Here is a 17803-nt window from a genome sequence, read left to right as displayed (position 1 = left end):
CACAAAACCGATTGACTTTTTTGGTTCTTGCGGGTATGCTCCTATTATACGCAAAACTGGCACTGTGCAAATACCCAGAACAAAGATTTTTTATGGGTCCAGTTTGGCGCACTGCCCGAAAAGGAGGGGGCTTTTTATGGTCCATTTGACGACAGCATTGGACGCGGCGTCCGGTGTGCCGCTCTACGAACAGCTCTACCGCAGCCTCGCTGCCGAGATGCGGACGGGGGCGATCTCGGCCGGGACCCGGATGCCCGGCAAGCGGCGGCTGGCGGCAGAGCTTTCCGTCTCGGTGAACACGGTGGACGCGGCCTACCAGATGCTGGCAGCGGAGGGTTATCTGGAAGCGCGGGAGCGCAGCGGCTTTTATGTACAGGAATATCTGGCCCTGCCCGAGCGGACAGAGTCCGCCGCGCCGCCCCAGCCCGAGGCAGCGCCAGCGCCGGAGCAGCCCGTCCGCTACGACCTCTCCACCCGGGGCGTAGACCCGGAGCTGTTTCCGTTCCGCACATGGGCGCGGCTGCAAAAAGAGCTGCTGTACTCTTCGCCGGAGCTGCTGACCCACGGTGACGCCCAGGGCGACCTCTCGCTGCGGCAGGCGCTGGCCGAGTACCTTGAGGAGTACCGCGGTGTGCGGTGCGGCCCGCACCAGCTCGTCGTTGGCGCGGGTCTCGAATATCTGCTGGGCCTGCTGGCACCGCTCCTGCCCGGGCCGGCGGCGGTGGAGAACCCCGGCTATCCCCGCGCCCGGCAGGTGCTGGAAAACAACGGCATCTCCTGCTGTTGTCTGCCGGTGGACGAGGACGGGCTGTCCATCCGGGCGCTGTCGGAGTCGGGGACGGCGGTGTGCTACGTCACCCCCAGCCACCAGTTCCCCACGGGCGTCACCATGCCCGCCGGACGCCGGGCAGAACTGCTCCACTGGGCGGCACGGCGTCCCGGACAGCGGTACATCATCGAGGACGACTACGATTCTGAGTTCCGTTTCGACACCCGGCCTCTGCCCAGCCTGCAGGGGATGGCGGGGGCCGACGGGCCGGTGGTCTACCTCTCCACCTGCTCCCGCAGCCTCGCGCCCAGCATCCGCATCGCCTACATGGTGCTGCCGGAGCAGCTTCTGCCCGCATGGCATGCGAAATACGCCCTCTACTCCGGCACGGTGAGCCGTTTTGAGCAGCAGACACTGGCGCGGTTCATCACCGGCGGTTACTTCACCCGCCATCTGGCCCGGGAGCGGGTGGCCTATAAGGCCCGGCGGGACGCCCTGACAAAAGCCCTGCGGGAAGCCTTTGCGCCGGAAGAACTGCACCTCACCGGCCTGCACACCGGCCTGCACCTGCTGGCCGAACTGCGCGACCCGCCGCCGGACGATGCTCTCCGGGCCGCCGCTGAGGCCGAGGGCGTCCGGCTCAGCCTCCTGAGTGACTATGACCTCACCGGCGGCGGGACCGCTCTGGGCGGGACGCTGGTGCTGGGTTACGGCTCGCTGGCCGACGAGAGCTGTGCCTCGGTGGGTGAGACGTTGAAGAGGGTCTGCAGGGCGGCGTGGGAGTCGTCGGTAAGGGTGTAGTGTTCGCCGTCCCACCCGCCGGGCAGGGCCTCGGTGTGGATGGCGGCAGAGCGGTCGGCGAGAAATTCCAGCGTATCTTCTAAGATGAGCAGGTCCTGCGCCGTCAAATCGGTGAGCAGGCTCGAGCTGTGGGCGCGCAGGGCGTCCGGAAGGGCAGCGGGCAGAAGCTCCAGCTCCTGCCGGAAAAAGGCGTCCCACACCGCCGCCCGGGCGGCAGCTTTGTGGGCGGGCGGGACAGTGTCCTCCATCCCGTTGAGCAGTTCTTCTGCCTCCCGGGCCGAGATGGCCTGCACATTGGAACTGCACCCGGTGAGGGCCAGCTCCTCGGCGGTCAGCGCTCCCGAAAAACCCACCCGAAGCATCCCGTACCGGTCAGCGATGGCTTGCAGAACGGACGGCGCAAGGGCGAGATAGTGGGTGTCCTCGGGCAGGGAGAGAGCTGAGAGAAGTGCTTCCCGGCAGCGGGCCGGGCCGGCGGCGCGGTAGCAGTCGGCAAGAGAGGCTTCGTCCGCCCCGAAAGGGACGGTCAGCTCTCCGGGCAGAGCCAGCGCATGGATGCAGTTCTGACTGGCATTCAGGTAGAGCAGCAGAAAGCCGGGTGCTGTCGTCTCGGTGGGGGCGATGCAGACCAGCAGACTCAGGCGGTTCTCTTCCTTCGGCTGACGGATGGCGACGCCGCTCTGAGGCCGGGAGGCCAGTCTTGTCCGCAGAGAGCGTCGGGTGAGCAGCACGGTGCCGCCCACCAGCGGCAGCAGCACCAGCAGCGCCGCCAGCAGTGCGGCCCAGAAGGGCCTCCAGCCTTTTTCTTTCATCTCCTATTTCCCCTCCATAAAAAAACTGCATAAAGCATGGCCTGATGGGGGAACCTTTATGCAGAAAAGGAGGGAAATGCTATGAAATTCGATGATACCCCCAGCAGGGAAGAGCAGGAGGACTTCTGGCTCGACCTCGGCCCGGCCAGCGCCTACGAGGGACTGGACTGCTGTGAGACAGCCCGCCGCGACGGCGACGCCAGCCCGGACGGCCTTGCCCATGGCTTCGAAGGGGCCGAAAGCCCGAAAGACCTCGTGGCCCCGCCCGACGACGACCCGGACAGCGAACCGGTGCCGCATCTGCCGCCCCAGCTGAAAGCGCTGGAGTGGCTGGACACGATGGGCAGTCCCGATGATGTGCCGCCCATCGACCGATAAAGGACGGGAAAAGTCACACCATAACAAAATTCACCTTCTGGTATGAAAGATGAAACTCAGGAATAAAATGTGGTAAAAGGCTTGCCAAGAAGCCGAAAATGTGATAAAGTATCTCCATTGTGTACAGTTGTGCATGTGGTGAGAACCGAATCGCAAGATGTGCCGCCCGGTGAGCCGGGTGTGCCGCACTCTGGAGAAGCCTGCAGGAGGCGGGTGCCGAAGGTGTAAGGCCGTTTGGGCCGATCTCTCAGGCAAAAGGACAGAGCAAACGTCTTTTGCGCAGGAAAGGTGTCCTGTGCGGGGTCATACGCTGAGTTTTTTGCGGGCAGAGCCTTTGGAAAAGAGGTTCTGCCCGCATTTTTGTTTGGGATGATCAGAGGGGGATTTCATATGGTGGACATTGTCACGCGCGTCAACAATGTGGTCAACGGCTTCGTCTGGGGGCCGTTCGGTCTGGCACTGCTGCTCTGCACCGGCCTGTGGCTCAGCGTCCGCACCGGCTTTTTCCAGTTCCGGCGGATGGGTTACTGGCTCAAGCATACCATCGGTGCAATTTTTACCAATAAGGACGTCACTGCCCACACCAGCAAGGAAGATATGGCCATCAGCCAGTTCCAGAGCATGTGTACGGCGCTGGCAGGCACCATCGGCACCGGCAACATCGTGGGCGTGGCCACGGCCATCGTCTCCGGCGGCCCGGGCGCCATCTTCTGGATGTGGGTCATGGCCCTGCTGGGCATGATGACCAGCTTTGCAGAGAACGTGCTGGGCGTCTACTACCGCCGCAAGAACGAAAAAGGCGAGTGGAGCGGCGGCGCGATGTATTATCTGACCGACGGTCTGGGCGCAAAGCCCGGCTGTAAGACGGTGGGCAGGGTGCTGGCTGTTCTGTTTGCCTGCTTCTGCATCCTCGCGTCTTTCGGTATCGGCAACATGAGCCAGATAAACTCCATCGCCGGCAACATGAACGCGGCCTTCCATCTGCCGTACCTCGCCACCGGCCTTGCGCTGATGGTGGTCACGGCCCTCATCGTCATCGGCGGACTCAAGCGGGTGGCCGCTGTCACGGAAAAGCTGGTGCCGCTGATGGCACTGTTCTATGTCGCAGGTGCGCTCATCATCGTGGTCATGCACGCGGGCAATATCCCGGCGGCACTGGCGGCCATCTTCAAGGGGGCATTCAACCTCAACGCTGCAGGCGGCGGCGCACTGGGCTACGGCATCAGCCAGACCATTACCTGGGGCTTCAAGCGCGGCGCGTTCTCCAACGAAGCCGGCCTCGGCTCTGCGGTCATGGTCAACTCGGCCTCTAACGTCAAGGAGCCGGTGCATCAGGGCATGTGGGGCGTGTTTGAGGTCTTCGCCGATACCATCGTGGTCTGCACCCTGACGGCCCTCGTCATCCTGACCACCGGCGTGGTAGACCTCGAGAGCGGCGCTGCCCTCGCAGGTGTGCAGGACAATGCGCTGGTGGGCCAGGCGTTCACGGCGGCTTTCGGCAGTTTCGGCCCGAAGTTCATCGCCGTGTCCATCCTGCTGTTCGCCTACTCCACCACCCTCGGCTGGAGCCACTACGGCACCAAGGCCGTGGAGTATCTCTTCGGCACGGCGGGAAGCCGCATCTATAAGGTCGTCTTTGTCTGCATGACCGTCGTGGGCGCGACCATGAAGCTGGGCCTCGCGTGGGACCTCTCCGACACCTTCAACGGCCTGATGATGATCCCGAACCTCATCGGCGTGCTGGCATTGTCCGGCACTGTGGTGGACATCACCAGGAACTACTTTGCCCGCCGCGTCCGGGGCGAGGACATCGAGCCCATGTGGTCGGCCTTTGAAGAGTATCAGAAGGAAGAAGAGGCCGAGGCTGCCGCCGAGGAGGCGGAGCTGGAGAAGGCCGCAAACAAATAACACAAAAAGCAAGCCCCCGGAAGGCGACCTTCCGGGGGCTTGCTGGTTTACTTCTTCTTTTTGCGAAGCTTTGCCGCCGCCCGCCCGGCGATGATGCCGCTGCCGAAGGCCCAGTGGAGGTTGTAGCCGCCGCAGCTGCCGGCGCAGTCCAGCGTCTCGCCCACAAAGTAGAGTCCCGGACAGCCCTTGAACTGGAAATCGTCCTCGACTTCGTCCAGCAGCAGGCCGCCGCCGGTGGTCTGAGCCTGCTTCCAGCCGCAGGGCGTCAAGCCCTCGAACCGCCAGCACTTGGCTGTGGCGGCGAGTTTCGGCCACGCGGAGGCGGGCAGGGCGCGGGCGTTTTCAGGCAGACCGGCATCGGCCCAGAGGGCGCGGCCCAGCTTTGCGGGCAGCAAGCCCAGCCAGAACTCCGCCACCTCGCTGCCCAGCAGTCCGACCCGCTGGGCGAACAGTGCGGCCAGCTCGGTCTCACTCAGAGCAGGGAAGAGGTCGAGGACCACGACAGGCCGCTTCGGCCCGCGCCCCGGGGCCAACAGACCCGAAAGCTGCATGATGCAGATGCCCGAAAGCCCGTACTCGGTGAACTGCACCTCGCCCGTTTCCCGGGCAAGCACGCGGCCATCTGCGCCGTCCAGCAGGCTGGCGCAGCCCTTGGCCCGGATGCCGGCCAGCGACTTGCGGGGATGAGCACACTGCAGGGCCGTCAGGCAGGGATAGAGGGGGGCCATCCGTCCGCCGCACTGGGCGGCGAACCGGGTGCCGAAGCCATCGGTGCCGAACTGGGGGCCGGCATCGCCGCCCATGGCGCAGATGACGGCGTCGGCCCGCAGGGTCTCGCGGCCTGCCTCGGCCTCGATTTGGACCGCATAGCCGCCCCGGCTCTGGCTCAGGTTCTGGACGGTGCAGCCGGTGCGCACCTCGACGCCCAGTCTCGACAGATGGTGCTCCAGCAGGGCCAGTACGTCCGCCGCCTGATTGGAATACGGGTACACCCGCCCGGCCTCGTCGGTGCGGGGGTAGAGGCCGAGGCTCTCGAACCACGCCAGCGGCGCAGCCTCGTCCACGGCGCTCAGCAGGCGGCGCAGGGCCTTGGGGCTGCTGGTGAAATACCGCTCCGGCGTGATGTCCCGGTTGTCGAGATTGCAGCGCCCGTTGCCGGTGGCCAGAAGCTTTTTGCCCACCTTCGCGTTTTTGTCCAGCACGGTGATGTGTGCGCGGCCCTCTGCGGTCTGTGCTGCCGCCAGCGCAGCGGCCAGACCGGCTGCGCCGCCGCCCAAAATCAAAATCTGCTGCATCCTCTGTCCATCCTTTCTGTAGTAAATTTATTGTATCATAGCCGCCCCTGTTTGGCAAACACAGGGCGGGCAGGTGTATATTTCCCTTCCGCTTCCACATAATAACTACACAGCATGGGAAAATGCAGAATGGGAAGGATGGTACACAGATGAAAGCAACCGGAATCGTCCGCCGCATCGATGAGCTGGGCCGGGTGGTCATCCCGAAGGAGATCCGCCGCACCCAGCGTATCCGCCGCGGCGACCCCCTCGAGATCTTCACCACCGGCGACGGCGAGGTCATCTTTAAGAAGTATTCCCCGGTGGGGGAGCTGCAGGGGGTGGCGGTGCAGTACGCCGAGGTGCTGAGCCGAAGCTTCGCCCTGACGGCCTTCGTGGCTGACCGCGACCGCATCCTCGCCGCAGCCGGGTCGGGGAGGCGCGACCTTGCCGACCGCAGCGTCAGCCAGCCGCTGGAAAAGGTGATGGAGTCCCGCAAGCCCTACCTCAGCGATGGCGACCCCGAGCATGTCCTGCTGCCCTGCGAGGGTTCGCTGCGGCCATTGCTTTGCGCGTGGCCCATCATCGCGGCAGGGGATGTCACCGGGGCCGTGGGCCTGCTGGCCGAGGACCGCACCCAGCAGCCCGACCCTGCCCAGCAGAAGGCCGTGGCCGTGGCGGCAGCGTTCCTGGCAAAGCAGATGGAAGAGTGAACATTATTATAATAAGGGGAGCGTCTGCGTTTCTGGCAGGCGCTCCCTTTTTTGTTTATGACAGAATTATGAATCTTTATAAACTTTTTCGAGAAGCTATTGACAGGGAAAAATTTTTGGCTATAATGGTCTTAGCACTCAGGAAGATGGAGTGCTAAAGAAACAAAAGCCAAAAAGGAGGCAGGCGCTATGACGATGGATGCACGCAAGCAGCGAGTCTTGCAGGCAATCGTGGCGCTGTATGGCCTCGAGGGCGAGCCTGTGGGCAGCAGTGTGCTGGCAAACTATTTTGATATGGCCGTGTCCAGCGCCACGCTGCGCAACGAAATGGCGGCGCTGACCAAGCTGGGTCTGCTGGAGCAGCCCCACACCAGCGCGGGCCGTGTCCCCAGTGCCAAGGGCTACCGTTATTATCTCGACAATCTGCTGACGGACGACCAGCCGCTGGACCGCGTGACCCGCGCCCGCGTCGAAGCCGTTTTCGCCAGCCTTGACCATGAGCCGGAAAAGCTCGCACAGGGCGCTGCAAAGGCGCTGGCCGCCATCAGCGGCTGCACCGCAGCCGTCAGCACCCCCTGTGCCGAAGACCTCTGCGTCGCCCACTACGAAGTCGTTCAGGTGGGCCGCAGCGCGGCGGCTGTGCTGGCCGTCACGACGGCGGGCTACGTTCGCACCCGTGTGGCGCGGGTCCGCACCGGCCTCTCCCGCGAGAACGCCGCTGCGCTGGCCGCGCTGCTCAACCGCAACCTGACCTTCGTCGCGCCGGTGGACCTGTCCAACCGGCTGCTGGCAGAGCTGTGCAGCCAGATCGACCCGGAGCTGGTTCCGGTCATCAGCGCAGCCGCTGCGATCTTGCAGGATTCCGCACAGCCCCACGTATTTCTGGGCGGTGAGCAGTACCTGCTCAACTGGCCGCAGCTCGAAGGCAAGGTGGGCGACATCCTCACCCTGCTGAACGACGAAGAGCAGGCGGCCCACATCATCGCACCCCCGGCAGACCGCAGTGAGAGCGTGCTGCTGGGCGAGGATCTGGAACCTCAGATCCCCGGCTTGTGCATCGTCAGTGACCGCTACCTGGTAGGCGGCGGGCTGTGGGGTACGGTGGCCCTGATCGGGCCGACCCGGATGCCCTTCCAGAAGCTGATGCCGCTGCTCCACCTCTTCGCCGATGAGCTTGGCGAGGGCATGAGCGGCAAACGAAAAGACACCCCGCAGATGGCCGCACCCCGGCGGACTGTGATATATAAGGAGGATCTGGAATGAGCGAAGAGACCAAGAAGACGGCAGAAGCTCCCGAGCAGGAAGCAAAGGAGACCGAAGCCGCACCTCAGGAAGCGCCCGAGACCGCCGCAGCCCCCGAGAAGGAGGCCGAGGCAGAACCCGCAGACGCCAAGAAGAAAGATGGCTGGTTCAATAAGAAAGCCCGGGAGATGGACGCCGTAAAGGCAAAGCTCGACGCAGCCGAGAAGAACGCCGCACAGGCCAAAGACCAGCTGCTCCGGATGGCAGCGGAGTACGAGAACTACCGCAAGCGCTCCACCCGCGAGGCTGACCAGAAGTTCAACGATGGCGTGTCCTTCGCCGTGAACCAGATCATCCCCATCCTGGACACGCTGGAGATGGCAGCCAACGCCCCCACCACCGACGAGAACTACAAAAAGGGCGTGACTATGACGCTGGACAAAGCCGCCAAGGCACTGGATGCCCTCCATGTGGAGGAGATCGAGGCGCTGGGCAAGCCCTTTGACCCCAACTTCATGAACGCCGTCCAGCAGATCCCCGCCCCGGACGGGCAGGAGAGCGGCACCGTCATCACGGTGTACCAGAAAGGCTACAAGCTGGGCGACAAGATCGTCCGCCACGCGACCGTCGTGGTGGCCGAGTAGATCCGCAAAGACCCGCAGGGGTTTTGAAGATAGACATCCGCTTCACATCTAAGCATGAGATAAACAAGTTCTTTTGAGAGGAGACTTCATTTATGAGCAAAATCATTGGTATTGATCTTGGTACTACGAATAGCTGCGTGGCTGTCATGGAGGGCGGCGAGCCCGTCGTCATCGCAAACTCCGAGGGCGCCCGCACCACCCCGTCTGTTGTTGGCTTCACCAAGACCGGTGACCGTCTGGTCGGTCAGGTCGCAAAGCGTCAGGCCATCACCAACCCCGAGAACACCGTTTCTTCCATCAAGCGTCAGATGGGTACCGACCACAAGGTGACCCTGAACGGCAAGGAGTACACTCCCCAGCAGGTCAGCGCTATGATCCTGCAGAAGCTGAAGGCTGATGCGGAGGCTTATCTGGGCGAGCCTGTCACCGAGGCCGTCATCACCGTTCCTGCTTACTTCAACGACAGCCAGCGTCAGGCTACCAAGGACGCCGGCACCATCGCCGGCCTGAACGTCAAGCGTATCATCAACGAGCCTACTGCCGCTTCTCTGGCATACGGCATCGATAAGGAAGATGACCAGAAGATCATGGTCTACGACCTGGGCGGCGGCACCTTCGATGTCTCCATCATCGAGATGGGCGACGGCGTCACCGAAGTTCTGGCCACCAACGGCGACACCCATCTGGGCGGCGACGACTTCGACCAGCGCATCATCGACTGGATGGCTGACGCCTTCCAGACCGAGAACGGCATCGACCTGCGCAAGGATAAGATGGCCGCTCAGCGCCTGAAGGAAGCTGCCGAGAAGGCAAAGATCGAGCTGTCCAGCGCTATGAGCAGCCAGATCAACCTGCCCTTCATCACTGCTGACGCTACCGGCCCCAAGCATCTGGATATGACCCTGACCCGTGCAAAGTTCAACGAGCTGACCGCAGATCTGGTCGACCGCACCATGACCCCTGTCCGCAAGGCTCTGCAGGATGCCGGCCTGCGCGCATCTGACCTGAAGAAGGTCCTGATGGTCGGTGGTTCCACCCGTATCCCCGCTGTCTACGATGCAGTCAAGAAAGAGCTGAACTGCGAGCCCTTCAAGGGCATCAACCCCGATGAGTGCGTGGCTGTCGGTGCTGCTATCCAGGGCGGCGTCCTGCAGGGCGACGTCAAGGGTCTGCTGCTGCTGGATGTCACCCCGCTGAGCCTCGGCATTGAGACTCTGGGCGGCGTCTGCACCAAGATCATTGAGCGCAACACCACCATTCCTACCCACAAGAGCCAGGTCTTCTCCACTGCTGCGGATAACCAGCCCTCTGTTGAGATCAACGTCCTGCAGGGCGAGCGTGAGTTCGCCCGCGACAACAAGAGCCTCGGCGTCTTCCATCTGGACGGCATCGCTCCGGCTCCCCGTGGCGTGCCTCAGATCGAAGTCACCTTCGATATTGATGCAAACGGCATCGTGAAGGTCAGCGCGAAGGATCTGGGTACCGGCAAGGAGCAGAACATCACCATCACCGCTTCCACCAACATGTCCAAGGACGACATCGACAAGGCTGTGAAGGAAGCTGAGCAGTTCGCTGCCGACGATAAGAAGAAGCGCGAGGAAGTGGACATCCGCAACGGTGCCGACCAGATGGTCTTCCAGACTGAGAAGATGCTGAAGGAGAACGGCGACAAGATGCCCGCCGACGTCAAGAGCGAGGCTGAGGCAAAGCTGGCCGACCTGAAGACCGCTGTCCAGTCCGGCTCCATCGACGACATCAAGGCAAAGCAGGATGCTCTGAGCCACGTCTTCGAGAAGATGTATCAGGCTGCCGCTGCTGCCCAGCAGCAGGCCGCAGGCGCACAGCCCGGCCCCGATGCTGGCGCAAACAACCAGCAGAAGCCGGGCGATGACGGCGTTGTGGACGCAGACTTCAAGGAAGTCTGATTTGAGACACAGCAGTGCGTATCCGGCCAAACCGGCGGGTATGCGCGTAGAATAGCAAAAGCCGCTCCGGTTTTGCCGGGGCGGCTCTTGCTGGTTATAGAGAAAACCTCTCAGTCTCGCTGACGCCCGCCAGCTCCCCTGATAGGGGAGCCATTGGCAGGCCGGTCAGGCTTGTACAGATCTGCTTGAGACTGTCTGTACTGGAAGCGGCAGTGCGCTGCTATATAGGGGAGGTTGCTGCTTATACGAGAGGTGATTGGATTATGGCACAGGAGAAACGTGATTACTACGAAGTGCTGGGTGTATCCAAGACGGCCACCGACGCGGAGATCAAAAAGGCTTACCGCAAGCTGGCCATGAAGTACCACCCGGACTATAACCCCGGCGACAAGGAAGCCGAGGAAAAGTTCAAGGAGATCAACGAGGCAAACGAGGTGCTTTCGGACCCGAAGAAGCGCCAGCTCTACGACCAGTACGGCTTTGCCGGTGTTGACCCCAACTACGCTGCCCAGAACGGCGGCGGCCCCGGCGGCTTTGGCGGTTTCAGCGGTTTTGGCGGCGACGGTGTTGACCTTGGCGATATTTTCGGCGACATCTTTGGCGGCGGCTTCGGCGGTTTTGGCGGCTCGAGCCGTTCGGCGAACCCCAACGCCCCCCGCAAGGGCCAGGACATCCGGGTGCGCATCACCCTGACGTTTGACGAGGCGGTGCATGGCTGCAAGAAGAACATCACCATCACCCGTCAGCAGGAGTGTACCGAGTGCCACGGCAGCGGCTGCGCCGCCGGTTCCAGCCCGGAGACCTGCCCTGACTGCGGCGGCAGAGGCTTTGTCATTCGTCAGCAGCGTACGCCCTTCGGCGTCATGCAGACCCAGCAGCCCTGCTCTCGCTGCGGCGGCAAGGGCAAGCTCATCAAGAACCCCTGCAAGAGCTGCCACGGCAGCGGCACCATCGCGGTCAAGAAGACTCTGGAGGCCAATGTCCCTGCGGGCATCGACGACGATCAGGGCTTCCGCCTCTCGGGCATGGGCAATGCTGGCACCAACGGCGGCCCCGCAGGTGACGTCATCGTGGCGGTGACTGTCCGGCCCAGCGAGGTGTTCCAGCGCGACGAGAACAACATCTACGTCGTCTTCCCCATCACCTACAGTCAGGCTGTCCTGGGCGATACCATCACGGTGCCTTCCATCGACGGCAAGGTCGAGGTCAATGTGCCGGAAGGCACCCAGAGCGGCACCACCTTCCGCCTGCGCGGCAAGGGCGTCCAGTATGTGAATGGCAGAGGCCGCGGTGATATGTACGTCAAGTGCGAGGTCGAGATCCCCAAGAAGCTCAGCCGCACCCAGCGTGAGGCCCTGAAGAAGTTCGAGGGGACCCTGAAAGAGGATAACTACGAAAAGCGCAAGGGCTTCTTCAAAAAGCTGAAGGATATGTTCAATAACTAAATCAGCACATCCATAAACAGGCAGAGGCATCCGGTTTGGGTGCCTCTGCTTTTTGCTTGGGAAAAATGGCTTGACAATATGCTTTATATAACATATAATGAGGGTGGAGAACAAATAAAAATGCGGTGATACGATGAGCTATGAAGTTGAACAATGGGAAAGAATTTCAGAGAGACATTGAACGAGCAGATGAAAGACCCGGAATTCCGTGCAGAGTGGGAAGCGCAGGAGCCGGAACGGCAGATCATGCACACCATTCTGGAAGGACGGCAGAACTGCAATCTGACACAGGAGCAGCTGGCACAGGTTACGGGGATCAATCAGGCCAATATCAGTCGGTTGGAAAATGGAACCGCCAATCCCTCGCTGCGGACGCTCAAGCGTCTGGCAGAAGGGATGGGCATGGAGCTGAAGCTGGAATTCGTCCCCCGTGTCCAGCCGCAGCACTAAAATAAAAAGAGGGCGGCGGCCCTTCCCTTGCGGGAAGAGCCGCCGCCTTTGTTGTTCTTTGGAGTCTCCTGATTTATTAAAGCAGGATAAGAGCTGCGTTAATCACAAGGCCAATTCCGGTAGCGGAGGTACCCAGAACCCAACTGGCACACGCAAGGTCATAGAGGAAATTAGATACACTCTTCCCCATATCATTTGCGAAATAGTCCAGACCATCCTGAGTCCAAGTATTAGGGTTCTTCTTGCGGTAATCACGGATAGCGGTGACGCCTGCAAGCCATGCATAAGGAGGGAAGACCCATGCAGCGATAGCCTGAATAGCACTGGCACCACCGGTGGTATAGGTCATTTCCTCTTCGTTCATCACGCAGTAGGAAGCGGGCAGCATCATGATGTTTTCCATAATAGCACTCCTTTACGAACAATATCCCAAAACAGCGCGGTGTGCGCCGGTTTGACGAAAGATAGAAGCTCCCGAAAAGCCGCAGGGGAAACTTACAGGATGAGCAGCAGCGCGCTCAGGGGAGCGAGAGCCACCACCGTACCGGTGGAAACAACGTCACGCAGGAAGTTGGAAGGCGATTTGGACATATCGTCGCTGATGGCGTCCATTGCACGGCCCATAACGGTGAGAGGATTGCCCCTGCGGTTGCTGTCAACGCTCAGCCAGTCTCTGGCCTGCGAGATGCCCCAGACATAGCTGGATGCCAGAACGGCCACGCCCACGATGGTGACGACGCCGCCAACAGCGCTGCCGCCGGTGGTGTAGGTCATCTCATCGTCAGAAAGCACTGCGTAATCAGCAGGCAACTCCATATATTTCTTCATAAAGAATCACTCCTTCATATCGGCAGACGGCGCACCGCACCGCACTGCAAAGATCCCTCTTGCAGAGCTAACTTCTCTGACAGCATCATTCTACTACAATGCTGGATTTTGTGCAAGGGTTTTGGACAGAAACCACAAAAACCCGGGAAAATGCATGAAAAACACCTCGGAAGTTTGTGGAAAAATACTGCAATAATTCCCAGTATCAGCCCGCAACGCCGGCCCGGTAGAGGTAGGGGTCGCTCTTGAAGCTGTCGAAACTGTAGAGCACGAGGAGCTGGTCGTAATCGTTGTCCGCGATGAGCTTGTCCAGCCCGTAGTTGTAGTTGCGGAAATCCACCACGTCGATGTCGGCGTAGTTGGCCGTCAGGTAAGGCACGAAGCAGTTGGCGTAGCTGTCCTTGATGACAAGAATGCGCCCGGTGCCGTCGCCCTTGATGCGGCTCAGACCGTTGTTGCCGTGGAGGAACATGGCATACTTGTCGTAAACGTCCAGCTTGGCCGTGTCATACAGGCCGGTCGTCTCGCCGTCGGCGGGCTGGCCGGGGCCGCTGACCGAGTAGATGGTCAGTTCGTTCGGCAGGTCATAATAAGTGATGGTGTCGGGTTCTGCGTCCGGCGTCCGCGCCTTGGAGTAGTGGGTGCCGTAGAAGCCGTCTGCCGTCAGCACGGTGTGGGCCGCCGTGTCAAAGGGCGTAAGGCCCAGAGCGTCACAGAGCTGCTTGTAGGCATAATAAGCGCCGGTGCTTGTCCAGTGGTGGTCGGTGCGGTAGTAGATATATTCGTCTTTGTGGTCGGTGAGGGTCTGCCGCACGTCCACAAAGCGGCCTCCGGCGGCCTGTACGGCATCGGAAAGCGAGTCGAGATAACGGCCCTCGTCCAGCAGCGGAGCCCCCGCAGGGACGTTTTCCGGGTAGATAGCGGACGCCGCAGGCACCAGCATCACGTTGACCTTGCCCGGGTACCGCTGACAGAGCGCTTCCAGCGCGGCGGTGTTCTTGGGCAGGGTGCGCGTCTCGCTGGAAACGAGGCCGTAGGTGCGGGGGAACATCATCTGCTGTTTGCCCAGCAGGATGCCGCCGCTCTGCTTCTTCTGCATCACCTTCGTTTCCACGGTGCTCTGCAGGGCGACCCAGTTGTCACGGCCCACCACCTGGTCTTTGACGTATTTCGTGTAGGCCGTGAAGAACTTGTTCAGCCCATCAGCCGAGACGCTGGACAGGCTGGGCCGCTGGGAGAGGGTGGTGTTTTCCAGTTCACTGTAGGCCCGGTCCGGCGTGACAAGGTCCAGCAGGAACAGCCCGGCAAAAAACAGGGTGAATGCGATAAGGACCGGATAGCGGAAAATCGAAGCGGAGCGCTTTGAATGTTTGTCCATCGTTCACGCCTCCTCTTAAAAGTTGAAATACAGGAACGGGCTGTTGGTGCTGCCCACGACATAAGCCATCGAGACCGTCAGCAGCACCAGAATGGTCAGCGCCTTGGTGATGGCATTGCGGGAAAGCAGCTTCCACAGCTTTTCGATGAGCGGGGTGCAGCAGACGACGGAGACCGCCAGCAGTACGCCGTAGTTGCGCAGGAAGTAAAGGGGCATCACGCCGCCGGAAGGGATGAAAAGCTTGCGGAACAGCAGGCCGAACTCCACGCCTGCGTCGTTGCCCACGAACATGGCCCAGCCTATGACCACGAGGAAGAGGGTGTAGATATGGGGCCAGACCCTGCCCTTTTTGAGGTAGGGCAGGAGGAAGAGCTTTTCCAGAGCCAGCAGCACGAAATAGTACAGGCCCCAGCAGATGAAGTTCCAGTTCGCGCCGTGCCAGATGCCGGTGAGCAGCTCGACGACGAACAGGTTGAAGATCTGTCGCTTGAGGCCCTTGCGGTTGCCGCCGAGGGGGATATACACATACTCCCGGAACCAGCCGGACAGCGTCATGTGCCAGCGCCGCCAGAACTCGGTGATGGACGCGGAGATATAGGGGTAGTTGAAGTTCTGGGGGAAGTCGAAGCCCAGCATCTTACCCATGCCGATGCCCATCAGGGAGTAGCCGGAAAAGTCGAAATAGAGCTGGAGCGAGTAGGCGATGACGCCCAGCCAGACCAGCGGGGTGGAAGCGTTGGCGAGGCCCACGAAGGAGACGGAGGGGCTGTCCGCCACGCCGATGATGTCCGTCCAGAGCGCACCGATGGCGTCGGCCAGCAGGACTTTCTTTGCCAGGCCGAAAGTGAACAGGGTCATGCCGTCCTCGATCTGCCTGAGCTCATAGCGGCCTTTGTAGACGTGGAGACGGTCGGAGACATCCCGGTACTTGACGATGGGGCCGGCGATGAGCTGGGGGAACATGACGACATAAGCACCGAAATCAATGATGTTATGCTCCGTTTCCACATCCCGGCGGTAGACGTCGATGGTGTAGGAAAGTGTCTGGAAGGTGTAGAAGCTGATGCCCAGCGGCAGTACGCTGATGCCCTGAATGGGTGCAAAACCGGTGCCGAAGATGGCATTGATGCTGCTGAGCACGAAATTTGCATACTTGAAGTAGAAGAGCATCCCGAGACTGCCCGCCAGCGCGATGAGCAGCAGGATGAGACGGACGGTCTTGTTCTGCTCGAAGCGCTCAAGCCCCAGGCCGCAGAGGTAGTTGATGAGGATGAGCGCCAGCATGACCGGGAAAAAACGCACCTCGCCCCAGCAGTAGAACACGAGGCTGCACAGGAACAGAACGGTATTTTTGAGTTTCGGGGGCGCGAGATAGTACAGCGCCAGTGTGATGGGCAGAAAGCGCAGCAGAAAGATGATGGTGCTGAAGACCACGGCGTCAGCCTCCTTTTATCGCAAGACTAGAAATTAGCACAACGGAAGCAGCATATCTGCGATATGCAAACCAACGTTGTTGCTGTTGCATTAAAAAGTTGGTTTGCTATAACATTGTGATAAAGCCGAAAAAGGCCGATGCCGCCACGGCACCGGCCCGAGAGAGTCTGCTTATTTGCCCAGAACGTCCTTCACGGCGCTGGTCAGATCAGAAGAGCAGTCGTTTGAGGCAATGACCATCACCACGAGGTCGTCACCGCCGTCGATGATGGCGTTCTCCACGTTGGACTGTGCCTGTGCAAACTCAGCATAGTTGCCGTAGAAAGCCACCTGGTCCTGCTGGTAGGTCTTGAGGGTGTCCATGACGTCCTGTGCCTTGCCAGCGGCGGGCTGGATGGCCAGCACCAGACCGGCGTCGCCGTTGTCGTTGCTCTTGATGCCCTTGTAGCTGGTCACATCGTCGGCTTTCAGGCCAAAGTCGTACTCGATGTTCATGGCCGTTATCTCAAACTGGTTGGAGATGGGGTCAGCCTTGAGCAGGGCGTCCACGGCAGAAGCCACGGCGTCGGAAGCGCCGTTCTCCTCGGCGGAGACGGAAGCAGCAGGCTCAGAGGCGCTCTGGCTGGCAGCCCCGGAGGAGGCTGCGGAGGAGGCCGAAGAGGATGCAGAGGAAGCAGAGCCGCCGCAGCCTGCCAGCAGGACACAGCCCGCAGCCAGCGCAGCAGCAGAAAGGACGAGTTTCAGACGAATATTCATAAAAGATTTCCCTCTTTTGTTGTTAAAATTCTGAGGTCCGGCCGCCCCGAAAACTGTCGGCCCAAAACCCCAAGATAGTCTACCATATCGACGGCAGAATTGCAAACGAAGCGTGAAATTTTAACCTTTTCTTCACCAGTGGATTCAGCCCTCGGCGGCGATGCTCTGCAGAGTCTCGATATACTCCTCAAAGCACAGGCCGCTGGCGTTGATCTTAGCGGCGTTCTCCACGCCCACGTACCGCCAGTGCCAGGGCTCGTAGATGATCTCCGTCTTGTCCTCGGCGTCCTTCGGGTAGCGGAGGATGAAGCCGTAGTCGCCCGCGTGCTCACAGAGCCAGCGGAAGGCGGCGGTCTTCTCGAAGCCCTCGTCCAGACCGGTGTGTTCCGGGCTGTTCAGGTCGGCGGCGAGGCCGCAGTTGTGCTCGGAGTATCCCGGAGGGTTGACAACGGCAGCGGCCTTTTCCTTGGCAGTGGCGTTGTCGTAGCCCTTGTCGAGGTAGTATTTGGTCTTCCGCTCGTAGAGGCTGGTCTGGTACTTGACGCTGCGGTAGCCGCTCTGCATCCAGACGGTCACGCCGTCGGCGGCAGCGGCTTTCTGCATGGAGAGGAAGGCGTCGCAGGCCACGGTCTGCAGCGTCTTGTTGACGGCGGTGGCAGAGCCGCACTCCTTGGTATCAAAAGTATAGTCGTCCGGCATCTTGCTGGTGTGGTTCACCAGCACCATCAGCGGGTCGGCCAGCATGGCGCGGGCCTCGTCGGCGGTGAGGCCAAGGGCGTTGACGGGGGCAGCGGTGTTCTCGGCAGAGCTCACAGCGGAATCGGCGATGCTCTGGGCCGGCATGGAGCTGGCGGACGCCGCCGAAGCGCTGGGGACGACGGCATGACGGGTGAGCAGGAAGGAGACGCCGCCTACGGCGACGCAGAGCATCACGGTAAGGCCGGCCACCCGGCGGATGGCACGGTTACGTCTGCGGCGGCGCACCTCGGCGCGGGTGAGGCGCCGGCGGTGAGGATGAGGAGCAGAGGGATTCATAATGGACCTTC

Annotated in this window: 17 protein-coding genes and 1 riboswitch; of the genes, 9 read left to right on the top strand and 8 right to left on the bottom strand. The window is 61.2% G+C overall.

Annotation, left to right across the window (positions count from 1 at the left end):
* Positions 1 to 136 precede the first annotated feature (136 nt).
* Positions 137 to 1570: a PLP-dependent aminotransferase family protein gene (locus F3G95_RS04485; RefSeq protein ID WP_149794005.1), complete on the top strand. Its 1434-nt coding sequence runs from the start codon at positions 137 to 139 to the stop codon at positions 1568 to 1570.
* Here F3G95_RS04485 and F3G95_RS04480 read toward each other — a convergent pair.
* Positions 1477 to 2382: a hypothetical protein gene (locus tag F3G95_RS04480; protein ID WP_149794004.1), complete on the bottom strand. Its 906-nt coding sequence runs from the start codon at positions 2380 to 2382 to the stop codon at positions 1477 to 1479. The two genes, F3G95_RS04485 and F3G95_RS04480, sit on opposite strands and share 94 nt — an antisense overlap.
* Before the next feature lie 81 nt (positions 2383 to 2463).
* Here F3G95_RS04480 and F3G95_RS04475 point away from each other — a divergent pair, with 81 nt between their 5' ends.
* Both F3G95_RS04475 and F3G95_RS04470 read left to right on the top strand, forming a co-directional pair.
* A complete protein-coding gene (locus F3G95_RS04475) occupies positions 2464 to 2760 on the top strand; it encodes a hypothetical protein (RefSeq protein WP_149794003.1) in 297 nt (98 codons plus the stop codon).
* A gap of 180 nt (positions 2761 to 2940) precedes the next feature.
* Positions 2941 to 3033: riboswitch (glycine riboswitch) on the top strand.
* A gap of 117 nt (positions 3034 to 3150) precedes the next feature.
* On the top strand, positions 3151 to 4668 hold the full coding sequence (locus tag F3G95_RS04470) for a sodium:alanine symporter family protein (RefSeq protein WP_149794002.1): 1518 nt from the start codon (positions 3151 to 3153) through the stop codon (positions 4666 to 4668).
* A gap of 47 nt (positions 4669 to 4715) precedes the next feature.
* On the opposite strand, the gene F3G95_RS04465 is transcribed toward F3G95_RS04470, so the two are convergent.
* A complete protein-coding gene (locus F3G95_RS04465; protein WP_149794001.1) occupies positions 4716 to 5963 on the bottom strand; it encodes an aminoacetone oxidase family FAD-binding enzyme in 1248 nt (415 codons plus the stop codon).
* A gap of 149 nt (positions 5964 to 6112) precedes the next feature.
* On the opposite strand from F3G95_RS04465, the gene F3G95_RS04460 reads away from it, so the two are divergent.
* The 6 genes from F3G95_RS04460 (at position 6113) to F3G95_RS04435 (ending at position 12361) form a co-directional block, all read left to right on the top strand.
* The gene (locus tag F3G95_RS04460; protein ID WP_149794000.1) at positions 6113 to 6655 is read left to right on the top strand and encodes a stage V sporulation T C-terminal domain-containing protein; all 543 of its coding nucleotides are present in this window, start codon (positions 6113 to 6115) and stop codon (positions 6653 to 6655) included.
* Positions 6656 to 6844: 189 nt separating this feature from the next.
* Positions 6845 to 7918 carry a heat-inducible transcriptional repressor HrcA gene (gene hrcA / locus F3G95_RS04455; protein ID WP_149793999.1) on the top strand — a complete coding sequence of 358 codons (1074 nt, stop codon included), beginning with the start codon at positions 6845 to 6847 and terminating at the stop codon, positions 7916 to 7918.
* Entirely contained in the window at positions 7915 to 8541 is a 627-nt protein-coding gene (locus F3G95_RS04450) for a nucleotide exchange factor GrpE (RefSeq protein ID WP_149793998.1), read from the top strand. Before hrcA ends, F3G95_RS04450 begins: the two co-directional genes overlap by 4 nt.
* Positions 8542 to 8633: 92 nt before the next feature.
* A complete protein-coding gene (dnaK, locus tag F3G95_RS04445; protein WP_149793997.1) occupies positions 8634 to 10466 on the top strand; it encodes a molecular chaperone DnaK in 1833 nt (610 codons plus the stop codon).
* 263 nt (positions 10467 to 10729) lie between these two features.
* A complete protein-coding gene (gene dnaJ / locus F3G95_RS04440) occupies positions 10730 to 11911 on the top strand; it encodes a molecular chaperone DnaJ (RefSeq protein ID WP_149793996.1) in 1182 nt (393 codons plus the stop codon).
* 153 nt (positions 11912 to 12064) lie between these two features.
* Positions 12065 to 12361 (top strand): helix-turn-helix transcriptional regulator, encoded by a 297-nt coding sequence (locus F3G95_RS04435; protein WP_149793995.1) that lies wholly within the window; start codon positions 12065 to 12067, stop codon positions 12359 to 12361.
* 76 nt (positions 12362 to 12437) lie between these two features.
* Here the strand turns inward: F3G95_RS04435 and F3G95_RS04430 are convergent, their stop codons facing one another.
* The 6 genes from F3G95_RS04430 to F3G95_RS04405 all read right to left on the bottom strand — a co-directional run bounded on the left by F3G95_RS04430 (position 12438) and on the right by F3G95_RS04405 (position 17792).
* Positions 12438 to 12764, bottom strand: a complete 327-nt coding sequence (locus F3G95_RS04430) for a hypothetical protein (RefSeq protein WP_149793994.1) — start codon at positions 12762 to 12764, stop codon at positions 12438 to 12440.
* 92 nt (positions 12765 to 12856) lie between these two features.
* Complete coding sequence (locus F3G95_RS04425) at positions 12857 to 13189, bottom strand: hypothetical protein (protein WP_015564456.1); 333 nt, start codon at positions 13187 to 13189, stop codon at positions 12857 to 12859.
* A gap of 205 nt (positions 13190 to 13394) precedes the next feature.
* The gene (locus F3G95_RS04420; protein WP_149793993.1) at positions 13395 to 14567 is read right to left on the bottom strand and encodes a DHHW family protein; all 1173 of its coding nucleotides are present in this window, start codon (positions 14565 to 14567) and stop codon (positions 13395 to 13397) included.
* A 15-nt stretch (positions 14568 to 14582) separates the two neighbouring features.
* Complete coding sequence (locus F3G95_RS04415; RefSeq protein ID WP_149793992.1) at positions 14583 to 16001, bottom strand: MBOAT family O-acyltransferase; 1419 nt, start codon at positions 15999 to 16001, stop codon at positions 14583 to 14585.
* Positions 16002 to 16172: 171 nt separating this feature from the next.
* Entirely contained in the window at positions 16173 to 16757 is a 585-nt protein-coding gene (locus F3G95_RS04410; RefSeq protein ID WP_149793991.1) for a DUF4358 domain-containing protein, read from the bottom strand.
* Positions 16758 to 16901: 144 nt separating this feature from the next.
* Entirely contained in the window at positions 16902 to 17792 is an 891-nt protein-coding gene (locus F3G95_RS04405) for a M15 family metallopeptidase (RefSeq protein WP_149793990.1), read from the bottom strand.
* Positions 17793 to 17803 lie beyond the last annotated feature (11 nt).

Source organism: Faecalibacterium sp. Marseille-P9312, assembly GCF_902497445.1.
GTDB classification, from domain to species: domain Bacteria; phylum Bacillota; class Clostridia; order Oscillospirales; family Ruminococcaceae; genus Faecalibacterium; species Faecalibacterium longum.
Note: the sequence above shows the minus strand (reverse complement) of the source record. Positions and strands in the feature narration are given on the sequence as shown.